The sequence below is a fragment of the Gilliamella sp. B2828 genome (assembly GCF_026537125.1).
Classification (GTDB): Bacteria; Pseudomonadota; Gammaproteobacteria; order Enterobacterales; family Orbaceae; genus Gilliamella.
Genome location: NZ_JAFNMU010000005.1, coordinates 149,366 through 162,040, shown reverse-complemented (window position 1 = coordinate 162,040; position 12,675 = coordinate 149,366). Strand labels below are relative to the sequence as shown.

17 protein-coding genes are annotated in these 12,675 nt (G+C 39.5%); all 17 read right to left on the bottom strand.

From position 1 onward, the window contains the following. Window positions 1-143: 143 nt before the first annotated feature. The 17 genes from J3U19_RS06340 to J3U19_RS06260 all read right to left on the bottom strand — a co-directional run bounded on the left by J3U19_RS06340 (window position 144) and on the right by J3U19_RS06260 (window position 12,675). The gene (locus J3U19_RS06340; protein ID WP_267345770.1) at window positions 144-560 is read right to left on the bottom strand and encodes a DUF6631 family protein; all 417 of its coding nucleotides are present in this window, start codon (window positions 558-560) and stop codon (window positions 144-146) included. Window positions 561-632: 72 nt separating this feature from the next. Continuing rightward, a complete protein-coding gene (locus tag J3U19_RS06335; protein ID WP_267345769.1) occupies window positions 633-1,394 on the bottom strand; it encodes a hypothetical protein in 762 nt (253 codons plus the stop codon). 19 nt (window positions 1,395-1,413) lie between these two features. Beyond that, window positions 1,414-1,863, bottom strand: coding sequence for a hypothetical protein (locus J3U19_RS06330; RefSeq protein ID WP_065569086.1), 450 nt, complete (start codon window positions 1,861-1,863; stop codon window positions 1,414-1,416). Next, window positions 1,860-2,381, bottom strand: coding sequence for a gp436 family protein (locus tag J3U19_RS06325; RefSeq protein WP_267345767.1), 522 nt, complete (start codon window positions 2,379-2,381; stop codon window positions 1,860-1,862). The genes J3U19_RS06330 and J3U19_RS06325 overlap by 4 nt, the downstream gene beginning before the upstream one ends. 51 nt (window positions 2,382-2,432) lie before the next feature. Further along, a complete protein-coding gene (locus J3U19_RS06320) occupies window positions 2,433-3,359 on the bottom strand; it encodes a hypothetical protein (RefSeq protein WP_267345766.1) in 927 nt (308 codons plus the stop codon). Window positions 3,360-3,420: 61 nt separating this feature from the next. Next, window positions 3,421-3,780, bottom strand: coding sequence for a hypothetical protein (locus J3U19_RS06315; protein WP_267345765.1), 360 nt, complete (start codon window positions 3,778-3,780; stop codon window positions 3,421-3,423). 65 nt (window positions 3,781-3,845) lie between these two features. Beyond that, window positions 3,846-4,922, bottom strand: a complete 1,077-nt coding sequence (locus J3U19_RS06310; RefSeq protein WP_267345764.1) for a hypothetical protein — start codon at window positions 4,920-4,922, stop codon at window positions 3,846-3,848. A gap of 231 nt (window positions 4,923-5,153) precedes the next feature. After that, a complete protein-coding gene (locus J3U19_RS06305) occupies window positions 5,154-5,759 on the bottom strand; it encodes a phage virion morphogenesis protein (RefSeq protein ID WP_267345762.1) in 606 nt (201 codons plus the stop codon). Then, window positions 5,734-6,963 carry a PBECR2 nuclease fold domain-containing protein gene (locus J3U19_RS06300; protein WP_267345761.1) on the bottom strand — a complete coding sequence of 410 codons (1,230 nt, stop codon included), beginning with the start codon at window positions 6,961-6,963 and terminating at the stop codon, window positions 5,734-5,736. Before J3U19_RS06300 ends, J3U19_RS06305 begins: the two co-directional genes overlap by 26 nt. Continuing rightward, on the bottom strand, window positions 6,956-8,452 hold the full coding sequence (locus tag J3U19_RS06295) for a DUF935 domain-containing protein (protein WP_267345760.1): 1,497 nt from the start codon (window positions 8,450-8,452) through the stop codon (window positions 6,956-6,958). The genes J3U19_RS06300 and J3U19_RS06295 overlap by 8 nt, the downstream gene beginning before the upstream one ends. After that, window positions 8,452-10,131 carry a hypothetical protein gene (locus J3U19_RS06290; RefSeq protein ID WP_267341746.1) on the bottom strand — a complete coding sequence of 560 codons (1,680 nt, stop codon included), beginning with the start codon at window positions 10,129-10,131 and terminating at the stop codon, window positions 8,452-8,454. Before J3U19_RS06290 ends, J3U19_RS06295 begins: the two co-directional genes overlap by 1 nt. Continuing rightward, window positions 10,131-10,679, bottom strand: a complete 549-nt coding sequence (locus J3U19_RS06285) for a phage protein Gp27 family protein (protein WP_267341747.1) — start codon at window positions 10,677-10,679, stop codon at window positions 10,131-10,133. Before J3U19_RS06285 ends, J3U19_RS06290 begins: the two co-directional genes overlap by 1 nt. A 2-nt stretch (window positions 10,680-10,681) precedes the next feature. After that, entirely contained in the window at window positions 10,682-10,978 is a 297-nt protein-coding gene (locus J3U19_RS06280) for an ArsR family transcriptional regulator (RefSeq protein WP_267341748.1), read from the bottom strand. Between the two features lie 6 nt (window positions 10,979-10,984). Beyond that, window positions 10,985-11,287, bottom strand: coding sequence for a DUF2730 family protein (locus J3U19_RS06275; protein ID WP_065574282.1), 303 nt, complete (start codon window positions 11,285-11,287; stop codon window positions 10,985-10,987). After that, window positions 11,284-11,487 carry a hypothetical protein gene (locus tag J3U19_RS06270; protein WP_267341751.1) on the bottom strand — a complete coding sequence of 68 codons (204 nt, stop codon included), beginning with the start codon at window positions 11,485-11,487 and terminating at the stop codon, window positions 11,284-11,286. The genes J3U19_RS06275 and J3U19_RS06270 overlap by 4 nt, the downstream gene beginning before the upstream one ends. A gap of 104 nt (window positions 11,488-11,591) precedes the next feature. Next, on the bottom strand, window positions 11,592-12,059 hold the full coding sequence (locus J3U19_RS06265; RefSeq protein ID WP_267345759.1) for a hypothetical protein: 468 nt from the start codon (window positions 12,057-12,059) through the stop codon (window positions 11,592-11,594). Then, a complete protein-coding gene (locus tag J3U19_RS06260; protein ID WP_267341753.1) occupies window positions 12,052-12,675 on the bottom strand; it encodes a transglycosylase SLT domain-containing protein in 624 nt (207 codons plus the stop codon). The genes J3U19_RS06265 and J3U19_RS06260 overlap by 8 nt, the downstream gene beginning before the upstream one ends.

The following is a 12,675-nucleotide window of genomic DNA, read 5'->3' as shown; positions in this document are numbered from 1 at the left end:
ATCTTCAACTCTGTTGGCTCGTTCTCGATTTTGTAACTTAATTAATTCATCGTAATACAGCAGTAATTGGCGTTGCGTATAATGCGGTAACTGCTGTGGATCATGTCCATTTTTAATTAATAATGTAAAAACTTCACTCCAGCTTACTGATTTGCCTGTTTTGCAGCGTTTTGCCGAATGATTTTGCGAGTTACCGCGTTCATAAAAAAACGAGAGTTAACAACCCACCACCAATCAAGTAATTGCAAACCATCTTCATATAACAACGCTTCAATAAACGAAATCGGTTTTTGAATAGAGGTACTGATTAATGAATAAACCAATTCTAAATTACCCATAATAATTGTGTCGGCTTGCTCAATAGTGATTTTGTTTGTACCGTTCATTTCATTCACAATTAATGCAACAAACTGGTCAATCTCATTACTGATTGTTAGTGCATCTTTAAATGAATATTCACGTACTGTAATTGTTTCACCAGCTAGCACGATCTCACGATTCGGCATTAATGTTGCTAAATCATTTGATTCTTCTTTTGTTGCTGTCACTTTTTCTGCCATGTTATTTACCTACTAATAAAATTAGAGAGTTGAATAATTAGCGGTGACACATCACCGCATAATAAAATAAATTTATTTCGCCTTTTGAACGTATGAGCCAAAATAACCAAGTGAACTATCCTTGTTTTGACTCATATCAGCCAAGACCGTGGCAGTAAGCGGTAATTCACCGTATCCCTCATTGTGTAGTAACGAAAAGTTAGAAATTGGATTGAATTTAACGCGGAATAGCTCCACAATTACATGTTCATTTTCACGGTCAGTATTGATACCATCAAGCATAAACCAACGCTCAGGCGGTTGACGGGTAAAAATGCCCAAGCTTTCAGTCTTAGCGTATGAATAATCTATCGTTGCGGTTAATGCCGTTGTAGTTAATAATTTGATTAATCCTGCATAGGCTGATTCGATTTCATAATCTGTGCCTAATACTAATGTAGTTCCATCAGCAATTTTTAACTCAACATCAGCAACAAAGGGGTTAGCTAACTTTATGCGGTCACCAATGACTAAGTCGGCTGGTAATTTTTCATCAGTGACAATACCTGCCTCAACAGTAATTTTTTCACCATAAAGCGCTAACGCAATGTTTTCGATTGACCAATCTTTTAGCGTTAAGTTTAACGTGCCACTTTTACCTAGTGTTAATTCACCAACTTGTAAGCGTTGTCCTGTGTATGATTCATTTTGTGTCACGGTTTCAACACTTAACTCCATCTCGCAAGAGTCAGCGGTACCCACATGCCGAAAGGCATTAGGTCGAACGGGTGAACTGGCGGTATTACGGGTGGCAAGATTTATGGTACCTTGTAAACTCATTAATAAATCTGACATATCTTTCTCCTAAAATTATTTATCGGCTACCGATGAAGTGTTGGGTTTGAAATGAATCAATCCAAACCAGCACGCCATTTTGAAAACCTAACGTTTGCCCACCAGTCCAACTAACTGGGCGAACGCCGTCAATAAACTGAACTGTTTTACCAATCAACAAATCGCGCACAGCTCCAATCACTGGGTTAGCTAGCTGTTTAACATTTTGAATATTGGTTGCTTGGCTAGAAATATCACGAGCAACAACCACAACACCAAAATTAACACTGACTGACTGCCGTGTACCTGCGGGCTTATCGTTGGGTGTTTCTTTACCAAGCAAAACGTAAGCCGCTGGTGTCGGCGCTGAAGTTAAATCGGTTAACTTACTGTATTCAGCACTAGTACCAACAAAAACTAAGGTTTTATCCGCTAATAGGCTTCTTAGCTTTTCAGCAATCACTGAAACATCAAATGGTGCGCTACTCATCGTCCAAAATCCCGTAATGTGTTCATATCAAATACTCTTACCGGTCCAGTCTGTTTTGGTACACCACCTGCAACAGGCAATGCATCATCAATGCCTAGTGAATATTTCCCTTCAGCGACCATTTTTAGAAAGCCCAGAACTTGTTTGTAATCACGCACGATAGGATCGCTTTTTTCATCAGAAACACGATTGCGATGTAATTTGTAACGAACAATAATGCGTGCCCAATCTGTCAATAATCGAGGCACAACAGTTAATGGCAGCTTATGCCCACGCTGACGCAAAAAACCATTGATTTCAGCTTCCGAATCGTTGATTGACTCAGTAATGCGCGAAATCGTTGCATGAGCCGCAGCCACATCATCCGTCGACCAGGAAGACGTATCTTGTTTATGAATAATTGCACTAAGTAAATCACTCGAAACAGGGATCTCACCATCTTGAGCAACTATTTGCGACAGTTCAATAAGACCCGGGCGCTCAGCGAGGTTAAGCAATGTAATATATGGAACATTCATCTTATCTCCCTCAAACCAACAATAATTTATTGTTGGTTTTAGTTCACATTATTATCCATTTGCTGGAATAACATTTTCAAACAAATAGCCCGCATCTTTAGCCACAACTAGCTCTTTGACCGATTCACCGACTCGAACACGTTGACCACCACGTAAACCGATATCAGGATCAACAATCGAACCCGAAACACGATCTTTAAATTGAGCTGTATAACCGAACGTCACACCACCTTTAGTATTTGCTAATTTATTGCGTACCGTGAATGATGCTTTATTGCCCCAAGCACGAAGTAATGCTGGCGATTTACCTGGTTTTGCACTATTTAAAAATGCATCACCGACATAAATAGCTTCTAACTCTAATAAGTCAGCTAAAAATCCGAGAGGAACTAAACCACTTTCACCGGCATTTCCATGATATGCTGAAACAATCTTTGGATGACGACGTAATATTGTGGCAACTCGACGTCCTAGTGTGCCGATATTTGGACGCTGAACCATTGCATCGAATGCATCCGTTATTAATGCTACTGGGTCACTATCAGGATTATTCCATTGCTGTGCAGAAGTTAATGTTTGTTTATTGCTGTAATTTGCACCATTAAATAGCAAATTTGCAGCTCGAACCTCACGATCTAACAAAATTAAATCAGTCGTGGCCTCAACGGCATGACCAAGTGGGTTATAGCCTGTAATGGCTGTATCAATATCATCTTGAGGGACAGGGCTATCGAGTCCCCAATCTTCAACTGAGCTTTCTTTTTCTTTGGCACTAAACTCAACTTGATTCGGTTGTGACGTCCTACCAACTTTGGTATTAGGCAAAGTAAATCGCTCTGAAAAATCAAATTCAAGCCATTTAAATGATGTGCTAGAAACAGGCACACGGGGCAAAACCTCATCGGCAATTAACTTATTATTACGGTAACCGATAGCAATTGCAGTCAACTGCGGTTCAACGGGAAAAGGACGTTGCATATAAAACTCCTATTTATAAAATTGTTTATCAAAGACCATGGACCATTAGTTAAATAAAAGGTTAAGCTTGTTTGCTTGGTGCAATCCAAATAGTGCCTAACTCATCGGCATCACCCGCAACTTCGGCATAGCCAATAATAAAATCACCTGACATTGCTTTTTTAGCTCGACCATCGGCATTTGCTGTGATTGGATCACCAATCGCAATTGTTTCGCTATAAAAAACTTGTGCCAACCCACTGCGCACAACATCAAACACTTCACCGTCACCACCACCAACAATTGTTGATACACCGATTAATAATGCGTTACCGTCAATCGCTGTTTTTGCTAGCCCATCTTCACTACCATGGCACACAATTAAACGGGGTTTGATTTCGCCTTCAGCGATTTTTGCTACTGTTAATCCTGGAATATTCATATAAAAACCTTTTGGTTAAAATTAAAATGATGCTGATATTAATAATCAGCCTGTAATTAATGCTCTTACTTTTTAGCTTTGGTTACATGCGTAACTGCTTGGCTAATTGAAATTGTATTGCCTTTGTCTGCCTGTTCTTTTTGATATGCCTTGGCTGCATCAGCAATAACTTTTGGATCTTGTTTATCAACGTTATCTTCACTATCACTAGCAGCCGATTTTTCAGCAAAGTTCATAAAAGCGGGACGCTCTGAAAGTACTTTTTTGATTAAATCAACTGGGGAACTGTTAACAGTTGCATCACCTTCAGCAAATGAAATTGGTTCATTGCCTAGTGACATAAACACTTCAACGACTGTAGTTTTATGAGCAGGTAATAATTTCCCATCTTTAACTAACTCATCAGCAAAAGCAGCAAATTCCGCTCGCTTGTTAGTTTGTTCTTTTTCTAGCAATGCTTGTTCACGTTTGGCTAGTTCAGCATTTTTAGCGTCAATTGCAGCTTGTTGTTCGGCAAAGCTAGCGTCTAAAGGTTGTGGCATTTTTTCTTTCTCCTTTTGTTTTCTGTCGGATATTGCACGCAATGATTCAAGGCGCCATTGCGGTAAAAATAAGTCAGCACTGGCAATGCCAGCTTTTTCAATCAGTAGGTCACGCAAATTAGCTAAAATTGAAATCAAATTCTCATCAAATTCTTCATCAGCCATCGAGAACTCAGCAGCACCTTGCTTGCCGTCAGATTCGGCAAAACTGGCGTCAGGCAAGCCTTTAATGGCCGGCGCTGCAGCACCTAAAAAGCCGATATGCCGAGCATAGTAATGACCGGGTTTAGGATTGCCTGGAGAATCTGGTAAATAAATTGAAAGTGAACGTTTTTTATAACTGCCCGCATTATAGGCTTCAGCAAATTCTGGATTAATCTGATCTAACTTGGCATAAACCAAACCATCTTTTACTTCAAATGATTTTGCCCACGCATACGCAGGAGCAGTTAATTTGGGGTGACCAATTACAGCAGGTGCTTCAGATAGCGTTGGATCATAGCTTTCAGCTAAATCAATACAGTTTTCTAAAGTAAAAGTGATTTTTCGACCATCTACCGCAGTATGCGTACCAGGTTTAAAAACGGGGATAAGTGCCATAAAAAATGCTCCAACAAATTGATATAGAGCATCATGACTTATTTTGAGAAAAGGGTAATCTGAACGCGGGCAGATAATTTTTTAATGATTTGGAAAGGGGAACGGCAAAATAATAGAAGAAATATACACTAAAAACTTATTATAAAGCATTTACAACACGATTAAAGTGATTCGTAAACAAACTAATTAGCCTTTTTTAGTAAAGTGGCTTAAAACGCGTTATATTGCGTTTTAAGCAAAACCCAAGTTCTCACGCACAACATCGACCAATAGCAATTTATCTTGGGCACTAATACCTAGCCATGGTCTTGCTGGAATTACCAATTGTTTTACTGGACGACCACCAACATTTAATGCATTAGCGCTGACGGGTTTAATAATTCCGCCAAATTGATGGATAGCACCGTACACTAGATTGGTACCAAACAATAATGTATTACCTTCAATCTGCCAATGCAACGTACTTCTTAGATTACCATCTAGCGTTAAAATTTTATCTTTTTGTTTGGGTTTAGATTGTTGATACCACGGTGATAATGCTTGCCATGGTATACCGTCTGGAGATTCTTGTGCATTAAAGCGTGCTTCATGAATATCAAGTAATACTTCGCCCATATGACTAAATAAACGTTGAGTATCATCTATGGCTGCTTCAATATAAAGCATAGCATCAAGTGCATCTTGTATATTAAACTCAATATTTACGCCAGTCATTTTTTCACCTATACTAGTTTGTATGTACGGGCAGCTTCCGCCAAAGCCTCGAATCCCACGTACAGCGACCCAATCGTGGCGGTGATTGGGTTTTATTTTATGTTCGTTTAAACACTCGAACACCAACCCTCAGTTGCTCTAGATAGTCGGGGTTATCAGGCGCAAATGTCGTCACACCGAGCCAACCATCATCACCCACTTCAAATACCGCAAGCATTGGCTTAACTTCACCATCAATCATAAAACGCGAGATATAACGCCGACGAACTACCGATTTTTGTAGATGATCAAAGTATTCCATTCTTGTCCAAATTTCATCGGGCAGTTTTAACGAATCCGCAAGTAACAATAAAAATTGCTCACGACCACGTTTTGTAACTTTCAATTCACCAGTTTTGCTAACAGTGAAAAGCTGTTTACCGATTACTAATGCATCACCGGCTACATCTTTAAAAATAGCTGGTTTAGTTAACGTTGCGCCAAATTTATTTAAGAAAATATTGGCATAATCTGCTTCAGTTAGGCCTTTTTCTAACAGTCTATTTTTACTTACTTCACGGATAGCTGGCCATTCATCAGTTGCTTTGCTTGATGGTAAACCTCGTTTTAAAGTTGGATCTGTATCTAATGGATTTGGTACAAAATTATCAAGTCTTGATTGTCCGGGGATATGTTCAAAACTTGGGTCAATCCCTTCTGGCACTCTTACAATACGCGGATTACCACTATTTTCACCAATCACTCTATCAACCCAATTTATTGTTGGTGCTTTGTCAGGTTGGTGTTTTCCCATTCTTTTTAAATCACCTTTAGTTCGCCCACGAACACGACATTGACAACCATAGCCATTGGGTGGAAAGTGAGTATTCCACCAAGGATCATTAAAATCTAATACCAGATGATCCCAACTTTGATGAAGTTCACGAGGGTGTTCAACATAATCACTATGCAAATATTCCATATATGGAAATTTAGCATCACGTAATTGTTGATAACGTCCAGCTTGATAAGATGAATTTAAATTCGTTTCATAGATGATACGAGTACGCCAGTTAAAACCGCCGTTATAACTCCAACCATAACGTTCTACTATCTCAGCAAAGTCTTTACGGAACTCATCCAGTGTAGTACCTTGGCTAATTGCTTTATCAATAGCTGCACGAAAATCATTTAGTAATGCATTACGATTAGCACCCGCCACAACAAAGGCATAATCATGCTCATTATTGTAGATATCTACATAGCTGTTTGTGGGCACATTTGCTTTACGTCTGAAGAATTCAATTTGCTCTTTAAATGGCAACGAGCCATATGCGACATTAACCATTTTTGCTATCCTCAAGTAGTTCTGTGCGACCTGCTAAATTAGCTGCTGTTAATGCTTCAGCCATGACCTTTGCATATTCATCTAATTGCATATCGGGAATTAGCTTAAATAACTTATCACGTAATTCTTCTAATGATTGTACGCTATCAACCAGTTCTTTAATTTGATTAATCCATTGGTCGGTAATAGGTTGCATCTCGGTATTTAAACGATTTGATTGCAACACAGGTGCAAAGTTATTCGGTTGCTGTTCGGCAAAATCAACGTTTTTTAAAGATTGCACATCAATCGGTTCTGCTGGTGCTGGTTGCGGTTTTTCTTCCCATTCCCCGCCGTACGTATCTTGCACATGAGCTAACGTTGGGCGGTAGCCAGTGGATTCAATAATATTTTTATCACGTTCTGACATTGATTTTAAATCTTCTGGTTCATCAAAAATACGTGAAACCTGAGGAACAGCAGCACCGGGAAAATTCATCTGTGTAAACCATGTACCAGGTCCACGATTCCAGCTTTCACACATTACATCAGAATCTGATTTAGCAATTGATGTTAGTACCGCAGCTTGTAATGACTCATCACCACCGATTGAACTAGATGCACCACCTGAAGAAGTGATTTGCCCAACGGTTACACGCCTAATTGCTTCGTTCATTGAGTCATAGAATGCCTTATAATCGCCTGCGCCTGAGCGTGCTATTTGTAGCAATTCAAGCGTCATGCCATCTGGCATGATGATGCCTGAATCGGTCTGAATTGCACGAGTGAGTGACAGTAAGTCCCGTTTTTGTTCAGGTGTTGCACCTGTACTATATTTTCCCACAGCCGTTGGCATGCCGAATTTTTCCAGAAAAATTAGCCAGAACTTAATATCATTGCGTTTAAAAAAGCTTGGCCAGTAAAGCCAGTGAGCAAGTCCAAGTCCATACGGTTCATCATCATGATCGGCACCTGTGGCATAATGCCAAAAGTACGGTGCATCACAAGCAACACCTTCATGCATATTATTGGGCGTTAATAAGCGCAGTTCACCCATTGGAGTAAACCGAAAACGACGCCGATCACGAACTTTGATATCATTAATCCAATATAGATTATCTTTGATGCCATAAATTAACTCCGCCACAGCATAACCGTAAAAAACACCGTAGTGCATTAACTTAGTTACACGATCAAATCCCACCGACTTCAGTAACTCACTCATAGCTTCAGCCGCTTCGGTATCAATTGGTTTATCTCCACCTGGTTCGACTTTCCATTCGCGAGAGATTACTGCATCTTGGCGCTGAGTAAATGCTGATTTAACTTCATCGTCGTTTAAAACTTCTTTATAAATATCTAAACGGCCACCACCCCGATTACGAAGCACACTATCATCGGGTAGCGCTAGTGCACCCACATAGGGACGAGTAATATCATTACCATCACCTGTTCCGGCTACTTCACGGCCAGTTTCAACGCTTGGCTTTTTGCCTTTAGACCATAACATCAAATAAATCCTCCAAAATCGTTACCGCCACGAACTGTTCCAAAACCAGTATCGGCAAATTGTCCAAATGATGAATCATTCACATAACCATATAACTGATGATAAATATCACGCTCGCCTGTTGATTGTCCTTCAATTTGTGCCGTTTTATTTAACGTTGCATACCAAGCTAAGCAGCCAGCAATTGCAGAGTCACCGTGGCGAACTAAATCAGGATCTTTTAAGTCCTTCCTCTCCAGTTTCGGTACCATTGGAATTCCGTCAACAGAGCGTACGGCACGTAAATCTTGCTCAATATTTGAATCACGTGGAATATCAATTGTGCCATCTTCAAATGCGCTGATAAATTTTTGCATCCACAGTCCATACCATTGGCGGTTTAAATTAATTTCTGCAATAAATGGTCGACCAAATTTATCTGCTGTATATTCAGCTAAAACCATGCCAGGGCCCGTAGCATCCATTGCACCACCCATTAAGCGCGGTAATTTGCTAATAATAAAAAATAAAATCTGCTGTTGTTGAGCGGATGGTACATTATTTAACTCAACCGAAAATGGCACTTTACGCATTAAATTTTGTTCAATAGCCATTGGCCAAATAACTGAAAAATGGCGATGTCTAGCAAAGTCCATTCCAAAAACATGCTCATGTTGGTGATTTAAGACTGCTATCAATGGCTCTATATCTTGCTGAATCCAGTTATCACACCACGAAATGCGATCTAATTCATCTTTTTCAGCAAAATCATCACCGCAGATCAAGCGCAATACTGGACGTTCCTCACGCATAGCACGTTCAATCCAAACACCCGGAATACAGACACCTTGACCATCACGAGGAATAGCATCAAGCTCTTCACGCATAGCGGCTTTATTTGGTCCGTATGAATTACGAATTGTTGTATACCATTTCTTTTTTGACTCAATGGTTGGCTCTTCTCCTTTCATATAACAAACACGTTCATATAGACCGTTAGCAACAGCATCATCAAATGTCACTCGGTAAACTTGTGCTGTGTCACCATATATACCGTTTTCGATATCGATAACAAATTGATTAAATGGATTGAATTTACCATTATGTGATGAAATAACGATGATGCGACCTCCCCAGATTAATAAAGCTGTTGCGGCATCAAGTACACATTGTACGTCTTGGTGAAACGCAGCCTCATCAATAATGACTAAACCTTGTAAACCACGGATATTAGCGGGACGAGAAGATAACGCCGTAATTTGATAGCCTGATGAAAAACGAATTCGGTACGCCGTGATATAACGTGAATTTTTATTTTCATCAACATCTTCAAATAGAAACTCTTCAATACTTGATACTGATGATGATTGTTGCTCGGCAATAACTTTAGAAAACTTGGCACAATAGCCGATAAATTCAAGGCCTTTTTCTTTTGTGTCACCAATATAGAAAACATTCATACCACCAGCAGATTTACGAGCACCAGCGACAAGTACCGCTTCAAAACTGAATGCAAAAGTAATACCTGTACGACGACCTTTCGGAATAGCTAAAATAGCAGCTTGAATTTTTAACGCTTCAATTTGGTGTTTCATCAACACGCCATCAAATAACGGATTAAAATTATCAGGAATATCACGGGCACGGGCGGGTAATTCTTCCCATTCAATCACTCTAACGGTGGATGCAAGTTGCTTCATTATTTGATCCCTAATACTTTTTCTTTCCAGAATTGGATTGAATTTTCATCAAGACCTTGTGCTTTGGCTACACTATTAAGATTTGACTCTTGCTCGCGCAATAACTTGTCACGTGCTGCTTTTTCGATTTCCTGCCGCTCTTTAAAACTTAATTGACGGGCTTGCATGGCTTCTTTAGCGGCTTTCGCTAAAAAACTAATATCCTTGATAGTGATATCTTCTGATTCATGCGCCTTAAATGCAGCACGCGTTGCCAGCGTTGTAACAGCCTGAGCAAGTAGTGCCCCTGATTTATCATCAACACTATCACCAAGTTCATCAACCAAAATACGTGATGCTGTTTCAATTTCACGTAAGCTATTAGTCATTTCATTAAAACCTTTTTGATAGCGGTGAAGACTAGAACGGCTTGGCGTATCAGTACTTGGGAATTTTTGTTGCAGCTCTGCAATCATTTCATCAAGAGTAAGTTGATCTGCTCGTAGTAGTTTCTCAATATAACTACGTACCTCAGGCTCTAGTTTGTGGATCGTTGATTTACGTCCCATAATTACGCTCCTGCGCTTGGACGTTTTACACCAGGCACAACAACTTTACCAGTGGCCACATCAGCACCAAAATCGGTTAAACGAGCAACAACAACACTACCGATTGTTTCGGTTTTAATTAAGTCTTGTTGTCCAAGCCAACTTAAATGGGTTTTAACTTGATCACGACTAATAGCGTGGCCATAGTGATCTAACGCACTATAGATAATACTAGAATTACTGCTATAACTTGGCATTTCATATAAGATACGCAAAATAACCAAACGTTGATCTTCTTTTAAAAATTCAGCGTAGCTCATAATTCCTCACTTGTTCTTTAATAAAAATTGGTTAATGTTATCTAATTGACGAGATAATCCTGAAAGCCGATCAGATAACTGATTTAAAGTAGCTTCATTACTACTTAATTTTTCAATCAATTTTGTTACCTGATGCTGAGTTGGTAATGACTTAACCGTCTCTTCAACTTGTGTTACTCGAATACGTAAGTCTAGTAGCTCTTTTTGGCTAGCCGATTGGCGACCAATTAACCATGAGTAAACGCCAACCACCGCCATTACAGCCCATTGCAGAAACTGCCAGTTAAAGGTAAGTTCATTAAAATTCATCGTTGTTTATTCCTTTTTTCTTCCAATACTGCACATTCAATACATAAATCAGTAACGACTAACTTTCGACGTGCTTCAGCTATAAGCTCTTCACAGATTCGACAATACAGGCTTGATACTCCCGTTTTTGCTTGATGTTTTGCTAATATTCGTTCTCGTGCTTCCATTTCAACAGTTGATGCTAAATCAGCGTTATCCATTGTTTACCTCGTTGATATATTTTATTAGTTCAATAAGTCGACCTGAGCACTGCCCGTATTGATCATAAAGCTGTTTTAAGGCTTCAGCTAAACCATCCGCCGTATTATTTCGCCGTTTTACGGGTAATTCGCATGGTACCGTCAGTTGTGCTGGTAAAACCATGGGTTGTTGCTTGAGCGGCATTTGCATGGGCTGAGTCGATGAACTGCAAGACACTATCATCAAACACGCAATGACTGCGATCATTAGCCGTTTTGTTAAGTGCATCCTGTAATGCTTGAGTTGATTGTTCATCATATAATTTCCTTTCTGCTATCTGCTGTGACAATGAATAACTTGCATCATTAGCGTTTTTAGTTAGTTGCTTTGTGCTCTCAATCAATTGACTTAAAGTATCCATTGCTTGTTGTGCTTCTAAAGCAATATATTCTTGTTTAGCCATTGATTTGCCATGACTGATACCTAATTGGTAAAGTGAACCAAAACCAACAATCAAAATTATTCCCAACAAAAAATAACTTTTATTGCTCACAAAAAAGCTTTTGATTAATTTGTATATATTTTTAATCATTACAAACTCCTAAACCCCAATTCTCAGAAATATAAACAGGCTGCCAACGGTAGATAATGCGAATCGGATAATCACGGTTTTCTTTAAAATTAATGCTCTTACGTCCGCCATTAATATTTTCAACTACACCCCAGTAGTGTGTGGCATCTTGGTATTCTCGTTTTGCTCGCTGACGATCACGATTAACCCAACCCAAACCACCGTTATAAGCTGATAAAACAAATCCCCAGTGGTCACAATCACTAGCCACTTTATTTACACGTTGATATAACCAATAATCATATTGAACTAAGGCACGCAGTGCCCAAGATGGGTTGTACGGCTCATTACTACCCAATGATTTAGGGTAAGCCCCTGCAATCCAATCAGCCGTAGTTGGCATAAACTGAGCCAAACCTTGAGCACCCACATGTGATTTTGCGTTTACTTTCCATCTTGATTCCTGATGAATTTGCGCTGCAAACAATGCAATTGGCGCATCAAGACCAAAAATTGCACGTGCATTACGTGTCAGTTCCCGTTGATGTTGCTTAGCATCATTTGGTACACCTGCTATAGCAGGCGTTAAATGACAACTAAATAGCATAAATACAATAAGTAAGGTTAAGCAACGCAT